The organism is Knoellia sp. AC549, assembly GCF_979258975.1.
In genome coordinates this window covers 1,957,618-1,977,126 of sequence record NZ_OZ409890.1, presented here as the reverse complement: position 1 = coordinate 1,977,126, position 19,509 = coordinate 1,957,618, and the positions used below count along the sequence as shown (strand labels likewise).

The 19,509-nt window shown below is 70.8% G+C and carries 19 protein-coding genes; 3 read left to right on the top strand and 16 right to left on the bottom strand.

The window, feature by feature from the left end; all coding sequences use genetic code 11:
• Positions 1 to 55: 55 nt before the first annotated feature.
• On the bottom strand, positions 56 to 1,834 hold the full coding sequence (locus ACZZ98_RS09510; RefSeq protein WP_463516008.1) for an ABC transporter ATP-binding protein: 1,779 nt from the start codon (positions 1,832 to 1,834) through the stop codon (positions 56 to 58).
• A gap of 102 nt (positions 1,835 to 1,936) precedes the next feature.
• Between ACZZ98_RS09510 and kynA the strand changes: the two genes are divergently transcribed.
• Together kynA and ACZZ98_RS09500 are read left to right on the top strand one after the other, a co-directional pair.
• Positions 1,937 to 2,806, top strand: a complete 870-nt coding sequence (gene kynA / locus ACZZ98_RS09505) for a tryptophan 2,3-dioxygenase (protein WP_463516007.1) — start codon at positions 1,937 to 1,939, stop codon at positions 2,804 to 2,806.
• Positions 2,807 to 2,914: 108 nt separating this feature from the next.
• Complete coding sequence (locus tag ACZZ98_RS09500; protein WP_463516006.1) at positions 2,915 to 3,625, top strand: CHAP domain-containing protein; 711 nt, start codon at positions 2,915 to 2,917, stop codon at positions 3,623 to 3,625.
• A 159-nt stretch (positions 3,626 to 3,784) separates the two neighbouring features.
• Here ACZZ98_RS09500 and ACZZ98_RS09495 read toward each other — a convergent pair whose 3' ends face one another.
• From ACZZ98_RS09495 to ACZZ98_RS09465, 7 genes are all read right to left on the bottom strand, one after another.
• On the bottom strand, positions 3,785 to 4,627 hold the full coding sequence (locus ACZZ98_RS09495) for a hypothetical protein (RefSeq protein ID WP_463516005.1): 843 nt from the start codon (positions 4,625 to 4,627) through the stop codon (positions 3,785 to 3,787).
• A gap of 191 nt (positions 4,628 to 4,818) precedes the next feature.
• Complete coding sequence (locus tag ACZZ98_RS09490) at positions 4,819 to 8,016, bottom strand: AfsR/SARP family transcriptional regulator (protein WP_463516004.1); 3,198 nt, start codon at positions 8,014 to 8,016, stop codon at positions 4,819 to 4,821.
• A gap of 152 nt (positions 8,017 to 8,168) precedes the next feature.
• On the bottom strand, positions 8,169 to 9,095 hold the full coding sequence (locus ACZZ98_RS09485) for an exonuclease/endonuclease/phosphatase family protein (protein WP_463516003.1): 927 nt from the start codon (positions 9,093 to 9,095) through the stop codon (positions 8,169 to 8,171).
• Between the two features lie 89 nt (positions 9,096 to 9,184).
• A complete protein-coding gene (locus tag ACZZ98_RS09480; RefSeq protein WP_463516002.1) occupies positions 9,185 to 9,520 on the bottom strand; it encodes a DUF6855 family protein in 336 nt (111 codons plus the stop codon).
• A gap of 82 nt (positions 9,521 to 9,602) precedes the next feature.
• Positions 9,603 to 10,010: an MmcQ/YjbR family DNA-binding protein gene (locus ACZZ98_RS09475; RefSeq protein WP_463516001.1), complete on the bottom strand. Its 408-nt coding sequence runs from the start codon at positions 10,008 to 10,010 to the stop codon at positions 9,603 to 9,605.
• A complete protein-coding gene (locus ACZZ98_RS09470; protein WP_463516000.1) occupies positions 10,010 to 10,705 on the bottom strand; it encodes a DUF2461 domain-containing protein in 696 nt (231 codons plus the stop codon). The genes ACZZ98_RS09475 and ACZZ98_RS09470 overlap by 1 nt, the downstream gene beginning before the upstream one ends.
• Entirely contained in the window at positions 10,674 to 12,149 is a 1,476-nt protein-coding gene (locus ACZZ98_RS09465; protein WP_463515998.1) for an LLM class flavin-dependent oxidoreductase, read from the bottom strand. The genes ACZZ98_RS09470 and ACZZ98_RS09465 overlap by 32 nt, the downstream gene beginning before the upstream one ends.
• 51 nt (positions 12,150 to 12,200) lie before the next feature.
• Here ACZZ98_RS09465 and ACZZ98_RS09460 point away from each other — a divergent pair, with 51 nt between their 5' ends.
• Entirely contained in the window at positions 12,201 to 12,950 is a 750-nt protein-coding gene (locus ACZZ98_RS09460) for an exonuclease/endonuclease/phosphatase family protein (protein ID WP_463515997.1), read from the top strand.
• Here the strand turns inward: ACZZ98_RS09460 and ACZZ98_RS09455 are convergent.
• The 8 genes from ACZZ98_RS09455 to ACZZ98_RS09420 all read right to left on the bottom strand — a co-directional run bounded on the left by ACZZ98_RS09455 (position 12,943) and on the right by ACZZ98_RS09420 (position 19,404).
• Positions 12,943 to 13,701, bottom strand: coding sequence for a class F sortase (locus ACZZ98_RS09455; protein WP_463515996.1), 759 nt, complete (start codon positions 13,699 to 13,701; stop codon positions 12,943 to 12,945). The genes ACZZ98_RS09460 and ACZZ98_RS09455 overlap by 8 nt on opposite strands.
• Before the next feature lie 15 nt (positions 13,702 to 13,716).
• A complete protein-coding gene (locus ACZZ98_RS09450) occupies positions 13,717 to 14,511 on the bottom strand; it encodes a hypothetical protein (protein WP_463515995.1) in 795 nt (264 codons plus the stop codon).
• Positions 14,512 to 14,665: 154 nt separating this feature from the next.
• Positions 14,666 to 15,217 (bottom strand): dienelactone hydrolase family protein, encoded by a 552-nt coding sequence (locus ACZZ98_RS09445; protein WP_463515994.1) that lies wholly within the window; start codon positions 15,215 to 15,217, stop codon positions 14,666 to 14,668.
• Between the two features lie 30 nt (positions 15,218 to 15,247).
• Positions 15,248 to 16,498 carry a HAMP domain-containing sensor histidine kinase gene (locus ACZZ98_RS09440; protein ID WP_463515993.1) on the bottom strand — a complete coding sequence of 417 codons (1,251 nt, stop codon included), beginning with the start codon at positions 16,496 to 16,498 and terminating at the stop codon, positions 15,248 to 15,250.
• A complete protein-coding gene (locus ACZZ98_RS09435) occupies positions 16,491 to 17,201 on the bottom strand; it encodes a response regulator transcription factor (protein WP_463515992.1) in 711 nt (236 codons plus the stop codon). Before ACZZ98_RS09435 ends, ACZZ98_RS09440 begins: the two co-directional genes overlap by 8 nt.
• Positions 17,202 to 17,229: 28 nt before the next feature.
• On the bottom strand, positions 17,230 to 17,595 hold the full coding sequence (locus ACZZ98_RS09430; protein WP_463515991.1) for a hypothetical protein: 366 nt from the start codon (positions 17,593 to 17,595) through the stop codon (positions 17,230 to 17,232).
• The gene (locus ACZZ98_RS09425) at positions 17,595 to 18,014 is read right to left on the bottom strand and encodes a hypothetical protein (RefSeq protein WP_463515990.1); all 420 of its coding nucleotides are present in this window, start codon (positions 18,012 to 18,014) and stop codon (positions 17,595 to 17,597) included. Before ACZZ98_RS09425 ends, ACZZ98_RS09430 begins: the two co-directional genes overlap by 1 nt.
• A 28-nt stretch (positions 18,015 to 18,042) precedes the next feature.
• On the bottom strand, positions 18,043 to 19,404 hold the full coding sequence (locus ACZZ98_RS09420) for an Ig-like domain-containing protein (RefSeq protein WP_463515989.1): 1,362 nt from the start codon (positions 19,402 to 19,404) through the stop codon (positions 18,043 to 18,045).
• Positions 19,405 to 19,509 lie beyond the last annotated feature (105 nt).

Here is a 19,509-nt window from a genome sequence, read left to right as displayed (position 1 = left end):
CAGTCCAGCACATGCGCGGCACGCCGGGTGTGGGCGCGTCAGCAGCTGGGCCTGCTCAGAGCTCGCCGGTCTGCACCTTCCATAGCGACGCATAGATGCCCTCGGCACCCAGCAGCTCGTCGTGGGTGCCGGCCTCGGCCACCGAACCGGCGTCGAGCACCCAGATGCGGTGCGCGTGCCGGACCGTCGAGAGCCGGTGGGCCACGACGATCGCGGTGCGGTCGAGGGTTGCGCGGCGCAGGGATGCCTGGATGGCGGCCTCGGTCTCGTTGTCGACCGCGCTCGTCGCCTCGTCGAGGACGAGCACGGCCGGGTCGCGCAGCAGGGCCCGGGCCAACGCCACCCGCTGCCGCTGGCCGCCCGACAGGTTGACGCCGCGCTCGCCGAGGTGTGAGTCGAACCCCTGGGGCAGGGCCTCGATGAAGTCCACGGCAGCGGCCGCCACCGCCGCCTCGCGGATCTCCTCGCGGCTCGCGTCGGGACGCCCGTAGGCGATGTTGTCGGCGACCGACCCCGAGAAGATGTAGACGTCCTGCGCGACGTATCCCATCGACCCGCGCAAGGAGTCCCAGTCGAGCTCGCGCACGTCCCGCCCGTCGAGGACGACCGCTCCGTGACGTGGGTCGTCGAAGCGCAGCACGAGGCGCAGCAGCGTGGACTTGCCCGACCCGGTCGCACCGACGATCGCGTGGGTCTCGCCCGCAGGGATGACCATGTCGATCCCGTGGAGGATCTCAGGCCCTTCCCCGTAGCCGGCTCGCACGCCCCTCAGCTCCACGGCGCCCCGGACCGGACGCTGGAGCACGCCGGCACCCGCCGGGACGGTGACCGGTTCGTCGAGCAGCCGCAGGATCCGGCCCGCCGAGGCCCGCCCTCGCTGGTAGAGGTCGAGCACCGTCGCCACCTCGGTGAGCGGCCACAGCAGTCGCTGGGTCATGAACACGAGCACGGAGTAGGCCCCGACCTCCAGGTCGCCCCGCAGCGTGGCCCAACCACCGAAGAGCAGCGTGCAGGTGAAGCCGGCGAGGATCGCCATCCGGACGAGGGGGACGAACGCCGCGCTGGACCTGATCGCGTCGACGTTGGCCTGTCGGTATGCCGTGGAGAGAACCGCGATCCGGTCCCGCTCGCGCGACTCCGCGGTGAACGCCTTGATGGTGGCGATGCCGGCGAGGTTGGCGCTCAGGGCACCGGAGAGGTCGCCCACCGTCTCGCGCACCCGGGCGTAGAGCGGCTCCAGGCGGCGTTGGAAGACCAGTGACCCGGCGATGACCAGCGGGATGGGCAGGAACGCGAGGACGAAGAGCTGCCCGCTGGCGGCCGCGAAGACGGCGCCGACGAGGACGACGTTGAGGGCGGTCTGCAGGATCGCGGGTGCCCCGACGTCGAGGAACCGCTCGAGCTGGTTGACGTCGTCGTTGAGCGTCGCCAGCGTCGTGCCGCTCGCCCGCCCCTCGTGCCACGACATGTCGAGGTGCTGCGCGTGGTCGTAGGCCTCGACACGCAGGTCGTGCTCAATCCCCTGGGCCAGGCCGCGCCAGAGCACGTCGGCGACGTACTGCGAGAGCGACTCGATGACCCAGACGACGACGTTGATCGCGGCCAGCCACCCCAGCTGGGTGTAGCGCGACTCGACGCCGAGCAGGGTGCCGACGTAGGAGTCGGTCCCGCGCACGACGACGTCCACGGCTGCCCCGATGAGCAGCTCCGGCACGACGTCGGCGACCTTGTTGACCGTGGACATCGTCACGGCGGCCGCCAGCCGGCCCCGGTAGCGGCGGTGCCGCTCCCACAGTGCGCTGAGCGGACGGTCCGGGCTGGCGAGACGAGTCACCGCCAAACCATAGGTCGCGAGCCGGCCGCACTCGCACGCCCGGTCCCCTTGCTACGTCTCCGGGGCGTCCGGGTCCGTCGGCGTGCGCCATATGGTTGGCCCATGAGCGAGACGTCGAAGGACAACACCCGGCCCATCGAGGCGGGCATCCACACCGACTTCGCCCGCGAGATGAACTACGGCTCCTATCTCGCGATCGACGAGCTGCTCAGCGCCCAGCACCCGGTGAGCGACCCCGAGCACCACGACGAGCTCCTCTTCATCATCCAGCACCAGACGACGGAGCTCTGGCTCAAGCTCGTCCTCCACGAGCTGCGTTCCGCCGCCGAGCTGCTCGCCCGGGACGAGATGCGCGTGGCGCTGAAGCGGATCGCCCGGGTCAAGCACATCCAGCGCACCCTCACCGACCAGTGGTCCGTCCTCGCGACGCTCACCCCGACCGAGTACAGCCAGTTCCGCGGTTACCTCGGGCACGCGTCGGGCTTCCAGTCCTGGCAGTACCGCGCGGTCGAGTTCATGCTCGGCAACAAGCACCGCGGGATGCTCAAGGTCCACGAGGCCGACCCCGCGGCATACGCGATCCTCGAGGAGCTCCTCGAGGCGCCGAGCATCTACGACGAGTTCCTGAGATACCTCGCACGACGTGGGTATGCCGTGCCGCAGGAGATCCTTGACCGGGACGTGAGCATCGCTCACGTCCCGAACGACGGCCTCGTGCAGGTGCTCACCGGGATCTACGAGGACGCCGAGAACCACTGGGACATCTACGAGGCCTGCGAGGAGCTCGTCGACCTCGAGGACAACTTCCAGCTGTGGCGCTTCCGGCACCTCAAGACCGTCCAGCGGGTCATCGGGATGAAGACGGGGACCGGCGGCTCGAGCGGTGTCGGCTTCCTGCAGCGGGCCCTCGAGCTCACCTTCTTCCCCGAGCTCTTCTCGGTCCGCACGTCGATCGGAGCGCCTCCTTCCTGAGGCCGGCTCCAAACCTGCGTGGTGCGAGGTCGATTCGCAGCGGAATCGCAGTGGCACGCGTCACCGTGTGGGCACGGGCCACACCGGTCCACCGACCTGGAGGGACCCATGACACCACGCACCATCACCTCGTTCGCGATGCTGGCCACGGCCGCAGGCCTCGTCACGGCCGCCGTCCCGGCGGCGCAGGCCGGGACCGCCGCGACCGTCTCCAGCAATGTGACCGCCTCCGTCGCCACCACCGCCGCCCTGTCGACGCTGCGTCAGCAGACCGTCGACCGGGCCAACAGCCTGCTCACGGCCGACCTCAGGTACGAGGACGCTGCCGGCACGATCCGGCTGAGCACCCAGCCCGGCGCCACCCGCAACCTGCTGTCCTGGGACGGCAGCAACACCAACAGCAACGTCCTCAACGACTTCAACGGGCTGGACTGGTGCGGCTACCTCGTCGCCCGGACGTGGACCGGCGAGAACACGCCCTCCACCAGTGCCTTCCCGCGGATCCCCACGTACTACATGCGTTCGCAGGCCTGGCGCACCGAGGCCAAGACGCCCTACCACCGGTTCGCCCAGAGTCGCCTCCCCCAGCCCGGGGACGTCCTGGTGTGGCAGAACGGAGCAGGCGCACCGGGAGCGGACAACGGCACCTCGACGGGGCACGTCGGCGTGGTCACCGCCGTCAACGCGACGACCAACGTCGTGACCAGCGTCGAGGGCAATGTCGCAGGCGACGAGATCAACCGCCGGACCTACACCTGGGACGCCGACGGGCCCACCCTCCCGGACAAGCACTTCATGGGCCACACCTCCCGCGAGTGACACCGGCGCCCACGCTTGGCGAGGCGGGTCTGTCCGGGGGTGTGCCTGTGCGACGAAGGAGCAACCGAGCGCTTGGCGAGGCGGGTCTGTCCGGGGGTGTGCCTGTGCGACGAAGGAGCAGCTGAGCGCACCCCCGGACAAACCGCCTCGCCGGCGGGGTCAGAGGGAACGCTGGTACTGCTCCCACCAGACGAGTGGCCGGTCGGTGCCCGCGGTGCTGTCGCTGCAGGAGCCACCCTCACCGCCGAAGCGGAACTGGTAGATCTGGCACAGGCTGCGGTGCGCGCCGTAGGCGACCCAAGGGTCGCCGACCGCGATGGCGTGGATGTGCTCGTTCCCGGACCAGTTGCGGAACCACGCGGCGAAGCCCACCTCGCGCAGGGCAGCAAGCCGGGCACTCGTCTGGGCCGGCGCGTCGTTGACCCGGATGTCGATGACTCCACCGCCGAGGTGCGTGCCCACCGACTCGCTGGCGCCACCACGGCCCTGGCTGATGGTCATGTTGCTGCCGCTGAGCTGCTCGGCCTTGCGGAACATCGCCCGGGTGCGCTCGTTGATGTCCTGGTTGCGGAAGTCCGCCGGGGCGTCCGCCTGGACCTCGACGACCCACGACCCCTGGTCGACCTTGTTCGTGAGGGTGAAGCGGTTGGGCGCCAGCTCGTTCAGCTCGTAGAGGCTCGGCAGACCGTTGGTGGACCACGCGTTCGGGGAGGCGTGGACCCGGTTCTCCCAGGCGCGCCAGGCGTCCATCGTGGCCCGGCCGAAGTGGCCATCGGTGTCAGTGGCAGCGAGGAAGCCCTTGGCTCGCAGGGCCGCCTTGATGGTCTTGACCGACGCTTCGGCGCCGGAGGTGAGGCCGCGGTCGGGTTTGCTGGGGTCGAGCTGGGCGGCGAGCACGAGCCGCTCGTGGTCGACGACCGGCAGAGCGGTCACCGCCGTGGGCGCGCCGGCAGCGGGGCCGCTGGTGAGGCCGACGCTGACGGCTGCCGTCAGGGTGGCCACGACCGCCGCCACCCCTCGGTGCCGAGCTCTCGAACCCCGTGCCTTCGAACCCCGTGCCTTCGAACCCTGTGACCTCACGGTCTGCGCCTGATCCACGAGCTGTGTCCTCTCCGGTTGCCTTGCACCCCTGCGGGCCTGGTGCAGACGAGCAGACCAGCCAGCACTGCGAACTCGCTGCGGATCGACTGTGGTCATGCCACGCCGTGGTCGCCGGACGGCCGGAGCGAGCCCTGGGCGGCACAGAGATGGGCGATGATCGCGTCGAGCTCGGTGTTGTCGGTCAGTCCGGCGCGCACGAGGGCGTCACGCTCGGCGACGAAGACGTCGATCGCCTGCGGCACCCTGCCCTGCAGATGGAGGACGCGACCGAGGTCGCGCAGGCTGGCGGCACGGCTGAGGGGCCGGTCGAGCCGCTCGAACCCGGCGATGCTGTCGCGCAGCATGGACTCGCTCTCGGAGAGGCGCCCGAGCGCGGCCTGCACCCGGCCGAGGGTGCGTTGGGCGCGGTGAAGCATGAAGTCGTCGTGGCGCACTGCCGCCTGCTCGACGGCCTGCTCGGCCGCCGGCAGCGCCTGGTGGGGCTCGCCCATCTGCACGAGGATGTCGGCCCGGGTGTCGAGCACGGCCGTCACCCCGTTGACGTCGCCGAGGCGCACGAAGAGCTCGGTCGCCGAGTCGCAGAGCGGCAGGCCCGGGGCGTAGTCCCGCAACCGCCGATGCACCCTCGCCAGGGCGAACTGCGCCGTCGCCGAGCCCGACCAGTCGTCGATGCCCTCGAACAACCGGGTGGCCTCGAGCAGGCGCTCGCGCGCCGTGTCGAGCACGTCGTAGTCGTCGAGGAGACTGCCCCACGCCAGTGCGACGTAGGCGCGCACGACGGGGTCGACCTGGTCGTGGCCGGCACGCGTCGACCACTCCAACGCCTCCTCGGCGGCCACTCGCTCGCCGTTGGCGCGGTGGGCACGTCCGAGGATGACGGCAGCGACGATCGCACCGGCAAGGTCCCCGTCGAGCAGCATCGTCCGCCGCGCTCGGGTGGCGAGGGTCGCGGCCAGGCGCGAGTGCGCGGTCTCGTGACGGAGGTGCGCCTCGGCCAGGTCGAGGTGCGCGATGCCCCGGCGGTCGTCCTGAAGGTCCGGGTCGAGCTGGGCCCGGACCGTCGCGGCGACGGCGAACCAGTGGTCGAGCTCGAGTCCGTTCAGCGCGTGCTGCGCCAGCAGCGCGAGCAGCCGCCACGCCGTCGCCGGGTCGGTCGCGGCCACCTCACGCGCGCAGAGGACGAAGGTGTCCTGCTCGGTGCGGAAGAACTCGAGCGCCTCGTGCGGGTCGACGCCGCTCGCGCCACGGGCCGGCCTGCCGCCCTCGGGGCACGCCGGGAGCGGCAGGAACTGCACCGGGTACCCCTGCGCGTGGGGGAGGGCAGTCACGAGCAGGGTCTTCGCGACCTGGCCCAGAGCATCGGCGACGTCGGGCAGCTCCTCGGACTGGACGGCATACAGGCGGACGAGGTCGTGGAGGACGAACTGCGTGGAGAGTCCCTCACGGGACTCCGTCTCGAGCAGGTATGCCGCGTGCAGCTCGTCGAGGGCAGCGTCACCATCGGCGTCCGGTCCGACGAGCGAGGACAACAACCATCGGCTGGCGGCTCGGAACGGGAGGGCGGCGAAGCTGGCGAGGAGGGCACGGGCGCCGTCGCTGAGCGGCGCCTCGGCGAGGCCGAGCCCGGCATAGACCGCCCGGTCGGACGGCTCGCTGGCGGGATGTCCGCCGATCTCCTTGGCCAGGGACGAGGCCGCCCGGCGTAGGGACAGGTCCGGGCGCGAGACCACGCGCTGGGCCGTGATCCGCAGCAGCAGTGGGAGGCCGAGGCATGCCCGGGCGAGCTCCCTCAGCCCGTCGGCCTCACCGCCCACGCGCCCGTCACCGACGAGCCCACCGAGGAGGGTCTCGCTCTCACCGGGAGAGAGGGCGCTCACGACGATGCGGACCGTGGGTTCGCACTCGGTCAGCGTCGCCCTGCTCGTGAGGATGGCCGCTGAGGGAGCCCGGGCAGGGAGGAGGTCGCTCACGTCGATGCCGGCCTCGATGTCGTCGAGGACGATGAGCAGGCGCTTGGTGTCGAGGATCGAGCGATACATCGCCACGCGTGCGTCGTGGGTGGCGGGCAGGACGTCGGGAGGGACACCGAGGAGCTGGAGGAAGTGCGAGAGGACGCTCGTGACCCCTGCCCGGCCGGTCTCGCTGTCGAGGTGGAGGTAGAGCGTGCCGTCGGGGAAGTCGTCGCGCAGCCGGTGGGCCGCCTCGACCGCGAGCGCCGTCTTGCCCATGCCACCCAGACCGGTGACGGCGATGACCGGTGCCGGTCCGACACTCGTCGTCGCCGTCGCCGCGGCAAGGATGCGTTCGAGCTCGGGGGTCCGCCCGACGAGGTTGGCCACGCTGCGGGGGACGGTGCGCGGCGCGGGGACCTGGCGAAGCCGCGGGGGTGCCGTGGAGTCCGACGCCGGGTCGGCTGTCCCTGCCGGTGACACCGGGGTCGCGCCTGGACCACGGGGGTCTCCGGAGCCGCCCGGACTGCCGGCGGTGGGGTGCGAGCCACCAGAGCCATCCGCTGCACCCGGTGAGCTCGGGGAGCCCGGGGTGGTCGGGGCGCCCGGGGCCACTGAGGCGACCGTGTCGTCGAAGCTGAGCACGTCGTGGTGGGCCGCCGCGAGGATCGGCCCCGGGCGCACTCCCAGCTCGTCGTCGAGGCGGCTGTGGATCTCTCGATAGATGTTGAGGGCGCTCGCCTGGCGCCCCACCCGCACGAGCACCCGCATGAGGAGGGCGTGCACGTGCTCGTCGAAGGGATGGCACTCGCTGAGGTGCCCCAGCTCGCTGACGAGCCCGTCGAGGTGACCGGTGGCGAGGCCCACCTCCATGCGCTCCAGCGCGATCTCGAGGCTCTCCTCGTCGAGGCGTCTGCGACGGGCCTCGACGTCGGGGCTGTCGGTCACTCCCTCCAGGGCGGGGCCCACCGCGAGGGACTCGGCCTCATGGAGGAGGGCGTGCTTCTCGGGGTCCGTGAGGTCGAGCGTCGCGGCGCGGCGGGTCAGCGCTGCCCGGTGGCTGAGGTCGGTCCAGACGGCCTCGTCGAGGCGGTAGCCCGCCTCATGGGTGACCACGAGCAGGTCCGGCGCCACCTTGCGGCGAAGCCCCGAGACCACGGCCTGGACCCGGTTGCGAGGTGAGGCGTGGGAGCGCCCGGCCCAGATCCACTCGGCGAGGGCATCGACCGTGACGACTCGCCGCTCGGCGACCACCAGGGCGGCGACGAGCAGGCGCTCCGAGGGTGTGAGCGGCAGGTTCTCGTCGCGGCGGGCGAGCCGCACCGGGCCGAGCACGCACACGGACAGCCCCGCTCCGGGCGCCCCTGGGGCAGTCCGACTCGCTGTCCTGCCATGTGAACTGTTGGCCACGTGGCGAGGCTATCGACCATGGGCATGCCTGTCATCAGGAGGAGCCGGGGAGGACTCCCCCTGATGGGGGGTGCTGGGTGGTCTCAGTGGGTCATGCTGAAGGCAGCCACCACCCCGTTGTGGTCGGACCGCGTCCCGTCGACGACATAGTGGTTCGTCATCTGCATGAGGCGGCTGGACGGGACCCGCACCCACTCGTAGATGTAGTCGATGCGGCGGCTCCCGAGGGTCGGCAGGTTCGTCACGCCGAGCTGCGAGTAGCCCGAACGCAGGCCGGGGATCGCGCCGGCCGCCTGGCGCTCCTCGAGCACCGTGTAGGGGAACTGCGAGTACTGCACCCGCTTGTCGTCCTGGTAGTCGACGTTGAAGTCACCACTGACGACGACCTGCCCGTTGTCGGAGCGGCTCACCGCGAGGTCGCGGATCATCCGGATGTGCTTCTCGGCGTCCCCGGTGCGCGGCAGGGCGTAGGGCGAGCCGTTGTCGTCGATGTGCGCGTTGAGGTGGCTGTTGATGTGGTTGACGTGGCGCCCGCTGGGCAGGTGCTCCCAGCTGATCCAGGTCAGGTAGCGCGGAGGCGGCGGCTCGGCGCTGCCTCCGGTGTCACAGACGAAGGTCGACCCCCGGTCGCCGCTGCTCGTCGCCCGGAACATCGACTTGCGGGCGAGCAGTGGCTCGGCGCCGGGCCACGTCCCCGACGGCATGTAGAGGTGCCAGCCGTTGCTGTCGGCCCAGGTCCGCAGCTCGTCGCGGCGGAACTGCACCTCGTTGAGCCCGAGCAGGTGGCAGTGACCGGCAATGAGGTTGAGGTCGTGCAGGAAGTCGGCGTGCGAGATCGTGCTGAGGATGTTGAGGTGACCGACCCGGAAGGTCGAGGTCACCGCGGAGGCCGAGCCCGCCGCCGCCACCGTGGTGGCCGCTCCGGCACCGGCCGCGAGGCCGAGGCGGGCGAGGCTGCGACGACTGATGACTGCGGCGGCGGCGTGCGGCGCTCCCTGCGAGGTGGTCATGGGAGCAGGTTGCGCGAGGCCACTGCGAAGTCACTGCGGATTCGCTGCGGAGCTCACACCGGACGCGTCGCGTCAGCGTCGGCGGTGCCTCACAGGGCGCGGGCGCGGTTGTTGCGGGCGTTGTGCTCGAGCTCGACGAGCCCGAGCTCCTCGAGCAGTGGCGGCAGATACATGCCGAAGCGACCGCGGTAGCCCTTGCGCAGCCCGTACCAGCCACCGACCGGGTTGCCGGGGTCCCGGCCCCAGGCCTCGATGGTGCCGTCCTTGGCGTCCTTCTTCTCGTCGGCCGCTCCCAGGTCCATCCAGTCGCCGTGCTGCCTGAGCATGGCGTGCAGGTCCTCGATGGCGCTGAGGTGGTACTTCAGCGTCGTGGACCCGACCTGGCACACGAGTGCGGGCGGGTCGCCTTCCTCGTCGCGGTACATCGTGTAGGCCGAGGTCCCGGGTGCCGTGCTCAGCTTCCCACGGGGACTCCTTGGTTCCCTCTCCGCTCATCTCGCCAGTGTGTCAGTCGCCGAGGTGCTCGCGAACGAGTTTGCGGGGAGCCTTCGCGGCCCAGGCCTCGGTGATGATCTCGGCGAGCTCGTCGCGGTCGACCTCCCCGAGCCTGGACAGCCGCACGAGGACGCCGGGGTGGTTGCGGAAGTGGTCGATCGAGAAGAACGGGTTGTCGCCCTCGACCAACGACTGCTTGACGCCCATGTCCGCCGTGAAGACGACGAGCAGGTCGTCCCACATCTCGCCGGTCACGGGGTCGACAGCGGTCTTGTGTGGCATCCGGTAGAGGAGGAAGCCCTTGCCGCGCACCTTCCACGTCGGCCGGTCGCCCCACGAGATGCCGAGCTCGGTCTCCGGGAGCCCGGCCGCGATCTCGTCGACGTCGCTCGCGCGCGCCTTGCGGGCCTTGCGGGCCATCAGCGCCTCCCGGGCTTCTCGCTGGCTCCGACGTACTGCTCGCACCACTCGATCAGCGGCCGCATCGCGGCCCAGTCGGCGCGCACCCGCTCAACCACCTCGTCGGACTCGAGCCAGTCCGGCGTGCCGTGGTCGCGTGTCGCCGTGAGGGTCCGGTGACGGAGCAGCTCGAGTCGCGGATGGTCTGCCGGTATGCCGCGTGGCCGCGTCGCGAGGACGTCACCTCCGATGTCGAAACCGTTGTCCAACAACGCATCCACGAGACTCACCAGCTGCTGGCCGGCCACGTCGTCGACGACGCTCGCGCGGTAGCGGGCCACCTGGTCGGACTCGGAGGCATAGAAGCCGCCAGCCGTGCGGAGCCCGTCGGCCCCGACCTGGACGTACCAACCCATCCTCGACGCCGTCGGCACGAAGAGTCCCTGGTGGTTCTTGTACGGCGACTTGTCCTTGCTGAACCGCACGTCGCGGTGGGGACGGAAGAGCTTCGGCTCCTCGAACTCGTCGGTGAGCACGTCGCCCAGGTGAGCCATCGGCTCCTGGACGCTCACGGCATACCGGAGCTTGTTGGCCGCCCACCACTCGCGCGAGTTGGACCGCTCGAGCTCGCGGTAGAACTCCACGGCGTGGAGCGGGATGCCGGGCACGTCGGCCGGGGCCGGCTCAGCCGAAGCCGTGGATGGCGAGCGGGTCATGGAGCGCCTCCTCCTCATAGGCCAGGTGGGCCAGCAGCGACTCGGTGAGCTGGTCGAGGGCGTCCGACAGGGTGTCGAGGGCGCGCTGACCGTCGGAGCCGTAGCCGGCGTCTGCGACGAGGGCGACGAGAGCGCGGTCGAGGTCGTCGAGGAGCGCGGCGACGACCTCGTGCTCGTCGTGCAGGCGGGTGATGACCGGCTCGAGGCTCGGGTCGGCGCGCAGCAGGTGCGGGAACATCCCGCGGTCCTCGTTGGTGTGGTGGCCGGTGACGATGCGGCAGTAGGACTCGCAGTAGGCGCCGAGGGTCCAGTTGTTCTGGCGCATCGTCATCGTGTTGATGACCGAGCGCGCCTGACCCACGCTCGTGTGGCCCACGCGGACCTGGCTGACGATGTCGCTGACCTGGGCCAGCTCGGAGCGCAGGTAGTCGTGGACCTCGACGAGGTGTGCCGGGACGGCCAGCTGGGCCGCGGTGAAGCCTGCGCTGTCGCGGGCCACCACCGTCTCGCGCTCGCCCGGCGCCGGCGCATCCGTGATCGGCTCCTCGGGCTCGAGCGTCGGGCCGCCCTCACGCTCCGCCGCGACGAGCTCGCGGGTGAGCGGCACGACCTCGGCGGCGAACCGGCGCACGAAGTCGGGGTCGTCGGCCCCGACGATGAAGGTGCTCATCCCGATGCCCACGGCGAGGTCGGTGAGCTGCTCGGCCCAGTCCTTCGGGGTGCCGCCGAAGATCCCGGAGCCGGTGCCGAACCGGCCGAAGATGTTGTAGATCCGACGGATGTCCTGGGGAGCGCGACCCGCCCCAACCGCCGCCTCGTCGAGGCGGGCGTTGAGGTCGGGCAGGGCCGGCGGGTCGGCGTAGCCCATCGACGGGACCCAGCCGTCCGCGAGCTGACCGGTGAGTCGGATCATCCGCGGCTTGTAGGCGCCGAGCCAGATGGGGATGTCGTGGGCCGGCCGAGGCCCCGGCTTGAGGCCGCGGTTCGAGTAGTGCTCGCCGTCGAGGCGCCCCGGCTCGCCCGCCCAGAACGCACGGAGGATGGTGATCGCCTCGACGAGGGCGTCGACCGACTCCTTGGGCGACCTGCGACCTCCCCCGGCCGCCTCGATCCCGTCCCAGAAAGCCCCTGCGCCGAGGCCGAGCTCGACTCGCCCGCCGGTGAGGACGTCGAGGCTCGCCGCGGCCTTGGCCAGGACGACCGGCGGCCGCAGCGGGAGGTTGGCGAGGTTGGTGGACAGCCGGATCTGGCTCGTCCGGGCACCGATCGCGGACAGCAGGGTCCACGTGTCGAGGTGGGCCGCCTGGTAGGGGTGGTCCTGGATGCTCACGTGGTCCAGACCGACGACGTCCGCCAGCTGCGCGAGCTCGAGGACGTCGTGGTGGCGGGCGGCATCGGGGCTCGGGAAGATGCCGAACTGGAGGTCGAGGCCGTAGTCGGGCATGCACCCAGTATCACTGGCCACCCGACGCCTCGAGTGGGCAAGACTGCGGAGGTGCCTTCCCTGCTCACCCTCAACGTCTCGAACCCGCCCAGGGAGCGAGCCGAGTCGATCCTGCACTGGCTGTGGCCGCGCGCGGAGGACGTCTGGGTGCTCACGGAGGTAGGCACTGGTCCCGGCTCAGGTCTCCTGCAGTCGGTATGCCGCGCCGCCGGCTTCGACGTGCACGTCACCGATCGCTCGGAGCTGGGGGTGCTGACGGTCGCACGGGTGGGGTCCCTGGTGCCGGCCTCGTCCACACCACCTCCGCTGCTGCCCGGGCGCGTTGACTCCCTCGTGTGGCAGCCGGACTTCAGCGATGCCGCGTTGCGGATCCTCGCGACCTATGGCGCGGCGAGCGACCCGGTGCGCTACTCGAGCAGGACGCAACGGGAGCGGAAGCGGCTGTGGCTGACGGCATACGCCGCTGTCGTGAAGGAATGGGCCGCGCAGGGTGAGAACGGCATCGTCATCGGCGACCTCAACGTCGTCGACCCGGTGCACGAGGCTCCGCTGAGGTACGTGCTCGCCGAGGAGACCGCGACCTACCACTCGCTGAGCGACTGGCACGGGCTCGTGGACGCCTTCCGGAAGCTGCACCCCGAGGAGGAGGCCGTCTCCTGGATGGACCACTCAGGTGTGGGTTGCCGCTACGACCACGCGTTCGTGACGCCGGACGTCACCGTCGAGGCGTGCGACCTGGCGCACGAGCCGCGCGTGGACGGGCTGACAGATCACTCGGCCCTGACGGTTGCGCTCAGCTGACCAGGTCGGCGTAGACGACGACGTTGTCGACGTGGCTGCCGGTCTCGCCGTCGAGCACTCCACCACAGGTGATGAGGCGCAGGGAGGCCCGGTTGACGGAGCCGTAGACCTGCTCGGAGGGGAACTTCGCCTTGGGATACTGCCCCACGCTCGTGACGGCGAACGTCGCGGTCGTGCCGTCCTCGCGCTCGACCTCGATCTTCTCGCCCTTGCGCATCCCGCTGAGCTCGAAGAAGACCGCTGGCTTGCTCTTGTGCGTCACGTGGGCCGCGATGATCGCCGGCCCGAGCTCGCCGGGGGTGGGACTGCTCGTGAACCAGCCGGCCTCGGTGCCGTTGTCGGGCACCTCCATCCGCTTGTCGGCCTTGAGCTTCAGGTCGATGATCGGGGCACTGGCGCCGATGCCGGGGAGGGTGACCTTCGTGGGGCGTGACCGCTCCAGGAGCTTGCCCTTCGGGGTCTCGTATGCCGCTCCCTCCGGTGCCGTCCCGCCGTGCCCGGCGTGCGGCGACTGAGCCGATCCGGACGCCGATGCTGACGGTGAGGCCGTGCTGGAGGGCGCGGACGTGGTTGGTGATGGGTCGCCACCGTGGCCGACGTGGCCAGACTGGTCAGCGACCACCTCGGGCGGGGCGCCAGCCTGCTGCGACAGGGCATAGCCGGTCGCGCCGATGCCCAGCAGGCCGAAGGCCATGACGGCCGCAGCCGACGCCGTGAGGCGCCGACTGCGGCCAGTTCTGTCGTCAGTCATGGAAGACGCAGCCGATCAGACGCGGTCCGTGGCGAGCCGACGGCGGTAGATCAGCATCCCACCGGCAGCGGCGAAAGCAGCTCCGGCGACGCCGAACGTGCCTGCGGCCTCGATGCCGTTGGTCGAGCCGTCACCGGTGTCGACGCCACCCTCGGGGGTCTCGCCGGCCGATGCGCCCACGACGGTGCCACAGGTCGCCGGGTTGGTGGCTTCCTCCGGGATGCCCTTCGCCCCGAGCGACGCGGCGAAGGTGGACTCGCCGAGAGCCTCGAGGTCGTACTTGTCGTTGCCGTTGGCGTCGAGACCGTGCTGGACGACGTGCAGGTTCTTGAGCTTGGCGCCGGCACCGGCCGGCAGGTCGAACGTACGGCTGTAGGACAGGTTGCCGTCGGCGTCAGCCGTCGGCATCCGGTCGATGGCCAGACCGCTCTTGGGGCTCGTGTCACCCTTGGTCGTCAGCGAGATAACGATGTCGCCGTACTGCGGCAGACCCTCTTCGGTGTTGACCTGGCCGTCGCCGTCCTTGTCGGAGGACGAGTCGGGACAGGTGAACTTCTTGTCGTCCGAGAAGGACCCGTGGAAGTGCTGGGCGTGCGGGGAGTTGGGCGTGAAGCCCTCGCCCTTGATGGAGATCTTGAGGCTGTCGCCGTCCACGGTGAGCTGAGCGGTCGAGCTGGACCCGCTCTTGTTGCCCATGGTGTCGGTGAGCTTCATGTCGTAGTTCTCGGCCGCGCTGGCGCCTGAGGCACCAGCCAGGATCAAGAAGGCGGTGCCAGGCAGGGCCAAGGCAGTCTTCGTGGTCAATCGCATCGTTGCGCTCCTTCGTTGGGTGGAACCGAGGGCTCGGTTCCCTTCGCCTTGCATGAGCAGTTCGGCGCGGGAGACCACGCAGATTGGTCACACACCAAAGAGTTACGCACACATTTTCAAGTAACGGGGGATGAGCACGCTCGACCCGGGTCCGTCAGCGCAGGAAGGCGTCGATCCGCACGAGGGTCTGCGTGGTGGCATCGGCGTCTGCATCGGGTCCGGCGAGGTCGGTGAAGAGGTGGCCTCGACCGGGGGTCACGTGGTCCTCGAACGCGGCTCCACTGGCGGTCACCGCCTCACCGAGGGCTCGGACCTCGGCCGGGTCGATCCACGGGTCCGTGGCGTGGCGGTGCACCTGGACGGGCACTCCGCTCCAGGCACCCCGTGGTGGGGCCGCCGAGTGCAGCAGGATCGCCGCGCCCGCGTCGGCTCGCCGGGCCACGATGCGTTGCGCAAACCAGGCGCCGAGCGAGAACCCGGCATAGACGGTCCCGGCTGGCAGCTCGGTAGCCGCGGCGTGGACGGAGCCGAAGTACTCGGGGTGCGCGTCTCGGTGGGCGATGCCCGCCGCCTCGTCGTCGAAGACGTGGCCCTCGTAGTAGTCGGGTGTCTCGACCCCGTGTCCGAGCTCCCGCAGCCGCTCGGCGAACTCCAGCACCGCCGGCCGGAGCCCCAGAGCCGAGTGCAGCAACAGGATCCGAGCCATCAGCCGCCTTCCGGGACGATCGGGGTGCGCTCAGGCCTGCGTCACGACAGGGGCGGGCAGCACCAGGACGAACGTGGTCGTGGGAGCGTCGGCGAGGGTCAGGTAGCCACCGAGCGAGATGGCGATCTGCGAGGCGATGGTCAGGCCGAGGCCGTGGCCCGTGCTGTCCTGCGAGCTGGCCCCACGCTGGAACACCTCGTTGCCGACCGCGCGGTCGCCCTCGTCGACGACACCCAGGTGGAGGAATTTGCCGAGGTCCCTGGCGCCTGCCACGACCTTGCCCTCCCCGTGGGCGCAGGCGTTCTCGAGAAGCACGTCGAGGACCTGGACCACCGGCCCGGGCACGACGTGGGCGAGCACGGGCTCGGTGGGCTCGTGGACGAGCTCGCGACCAGCCGCAGCGAGCTGCGGTCTCCATCGGGCGACGGCCTCGGCCACGAGGCCCGAGAGGTCGAGGTCCACCGCGTCACCGAGGCGCCGGCCACGGGAGAGGTCGAGGATCTCGGTGACGGCGGTGCTGAGCCGGTCGAGCTTCGACATGGTCTCGGTGAGCTCCGCCGCCACCGTTGGCGGCGTCTCGGGCCACATCGAGAGGTCCTCGAGGGTCAGCCGCAGGGCCGTGACCGGGCTGCGCAGCTGGTGGGACACGTTGGCCGCGAACTCGCGCTCGCGCTCGACGAGGAGGTCGAGCTGGGCCGACGCACGGCGCAGGCTCACGCCGATGGCCTCCGCCTCCGGGATCGAGTAGTGGGGGAGCTCGACATCGAAGCGTGCCTGTCCCAGGTGGTCCGCAGCCTCGGCGAGCTCACCGAACGGCCGGGCCAGCCGCCGGGCCAGCACGAAGCCCACGCCGGCGGCCAGGACGACGAGCGCGAGGCCGATGAGGATCAGCGGCAGCAGCGCCTCCGAGACACGCTGGTCGACGAGCGCCCCCGAGCGGGTCATCGTCAGTGAGCCCCCACCCTCGAGCCTGCGCGTCTGCACGATGTCGTTGGAGGAGCCGCTGGACTGCTCACCGGCACGCACGACCGAGTCGTCGGGGGCGACGTACGCGATGCCTTCGCCCTCGTTGAGCAGGCCCTCGAGGAACTCCGAGGTCACTGGGGAGGCGGCCGCGGTGCGTTCGGCGATCACGACGCTCAGCAGGTCCGCGGACCTCTCGATCTTGCGGTTCTCCTGCGTCGTCACGAGGTCGGCCAGCAGGTACGCCCGGGGCACGCCGTAGAGCGCGACCATCGCGATGGTCATGCCGACCAGAGCCGCGACGAGCCGCTCACGCACCGTGGGCGTCCTCGAGACGGAAGCCCACTCCGCGCACCGTGGTGACCTGGGCCGGGGCCTGCGCGTCGTCCAGCTTCTGTCGGAGCCGACCGATGGTCGCGTCGAGGGTCTTGGTCGAGCCGTACCAGTTCTCGTCCCACACCTCGCTGATGAGACGCTCCCGGCTGACGACCGAGCCCCGACTCGCGTCCAGCAGGGCGAGGACGTCGAACTCCTTCGAGGTGGCCGCCACCTCGGCGTCACCCACCCAGATACGCCGCGCGTCGACGTCGACGCGCAGGCCCGGGAGATCCGGCGCGGCGGGCACCTCGACGACCGGCTCGGTCGTGACCGCCCCGGACCCGCGTCGCACGAGGGCGCGCACCCGGGCCAGCAGCACCGACAGGCCGAACGGCTTGGACAGGTAGTCGTCGGCGCCCACGTCGAGGCCGACGACGAGGTCGAGCTCCCCGTCGCGAGCCGTGAGGATGATGATGCCGCCGGTGAACCCGTCCTCGCGGGCCCGGCGGCACACGTCGAGCCCGTCGACGTCCGGCAGACCGAGGTCGAGAAGCAGCAGGTCGATCTCGCCGGACGAGAGCCGGGGCAGAGCCGGGAGGCCCTCGGCGACCCGCTCGACCTCATAGCCCTCGCGATCGAGGGTCCGGACCAGCGGCGCGGCGATCTTGTCGTCGTCCTCGACGACCAGAACCCGTACACCCATGGGGCGAGAGCATACGGCTCCACCGTCGTCAGTGCTCGGTACGTCGCTCCCGCCCGTCGAGCACGAGCAGGAGCCCGACGGTCACCGAGAGCAGGAGGGTGACGACGTGGGTCGCGGACAGCTCCGCGGGGCCACTGCCCGGCATGCCGAGCGTGAGGCTCAGGAGGGTCCCGATGCTCGTCGCGGCCACCGCCAGGACGACGACGAGGTGCGACTCGAAGCAGTTGTGAACCCACATCTTGACGCCACCGAGCACTGCGAGGAGCGCGACGACGCCCTCAAGGACCATGACGCTGGTGGAGGCCGCGTTGGCAGCGCGCTCCACCAGCACCAGGGCGAGGACCATGGCGGCGACCGCGGCCCACCTCGACGACCGGGTCAGCCGGCGAGGCATCACAGATCCCTGTCGGAGGTGCCGGTCTCGGTGACCGGGGTGGTCGAGCAGGCCTGGCCCTGGAGGTCGGTGGCCGCGGCCGAAGGCGTCCAGACCATGGCGCCATTGGTGCTCGTCGTCCTGAGCGTGTTGTTGCCGGTGACGATGGCGCCGAGCCGCAGCGTCACCGTGGTACGGATGACACCCGTGCTCGTCGTGACCGTGCCGGCGGTCATGGTCGCGTTGAACGTCGCCGTCTTGCCGGTCTTGACGTAGTCACGCCGGAGGTTCACGGATCCGAGGTTGACCGGCGTGGTGCCCGACAGGGCGTCGAGGGTGTCGTCGGTGGCCGTCCTGCCCAGCACCGCGCCGTCGCGGAGGCGGACGGTGACGGACTTGGCCGCTCCGGTCCAGCCGGCGCTCACCTTGGTGAGGTCCACCTGCGTGGTGTACGTGAAGGTGACCGTGTCACCGGTGTCGGCCCGACCGGCCGACACCCCGCCGTTGGAGCTGCTGCACGTCCGCCCCCCGCAGGGGGGCGTTGTCGACGAGCTGCGCACTGGTGACCGCCGAGATCAGTGTGCTGCCCTTGCCGTCCAGCAGGATGCCGCGGACGTCGTAGAGGCCGTCGGTGACGGTGGTGGTGTCCCAGCTGCAGGCGTAGGGCGAGGTGGTGTCGGTGCAGAGGTCGGTCCAGGTGCTCGTCCCGGTCGGGGCGACCTGGATCCGGACCGACGTGACGCCGGCCGTCGAGCTGGCCGCCGCCGTGACGGTGACCGTGCCGTTGAGCGACGCGGGGACGTCGACCGTGATCGAGGAGATCGTGTTGTCGACGACCCGGTAGGCCACGGCGGTCGAAGTGCCCTGGTTGCCGGCGACGTCGGTGGCGACGGCGCGGAAGGAGTAGGACGCGTCCGCTAGGACCGCGGTGTCGACGCGGCAGGTCCACGGCTCGGTGGAGATGGTGCACAGGTGCTGCCAGGTCGAGGTGCCGCTGCGCAGGTGCTGGATGACGACCTGGGCGACGCCGGAGTCCACGTCGGTGGCGGTCGCGGTGAAGCTGCGCGTGCCGCTCAGGGGCGTGCCGGGGTCGACCATGGTGACGCTCGGCGCCGTGTTGTCGACCGTGACGGCATCGACGAGGGCCGAGGTGGCCGTGACATTGCCCGACGTGAGGACCGAACGGAGGTCGTAGTCACCCGCGGCCAGGGCCGTGGTGTTCCAGCTGCAGGTGTAGGGACTGGTGAGGCCGGTGCAGATCGACGTCCAGCGCGTCGTGCCGGTGGGGGCGTACTCGACCCTCACCGTGTTGGTGGCGGGCGCGTTGTAGACGGAGGTGGCCAACGCCACGGTCCCGCGGAGCACGTCACCGGGCGAGGCGAGGACGACGAGGATGTTGTTGGCGACCGTGGTGCGCACGACGTCCGAGATCGACTCGTAGCCCGCGTTGTCGGTCGCACGCGCGCGGAGCGAGTACTGCCCGTCGGCGAGGCCGCTGGTGCTCCAGGCGCACGAGTAGGGCGCGACCGTGTCGGTGCAGACCGTCGTCCACGAGGCCGCACCGGGACCGAACTGCTCGAGGGTGACGGACGCGATGCCGGTCTCGCCGTCCGTGGCCGTGACCGAGACGGTCGTGATGCCCTTTACCGCGGTGCCGGGACTCACGACCGAGACGGTGGGAGGCGTCCAGTCGACAGAGGCCTTGACGGTCGCGCTGGACTGGGTGGTCGCGGTGAAGGTGGCGGAGGAGAAGCCGGGGAACCCGACGGTGAGGATGCCGCCGAGGGCGGCGAGGAGGAGGAGCTGCACGGGACGGGGAAGTCGCATCATGGGGTCCTCCTTCTCATGGGGTGTTGCGGCGGGCGTGGCAGGAGCTTCGGCGTTGGCACCAACGCTAGTGAGAAGGGCCCCACTGCTCTTCCACAGAACTGCCCC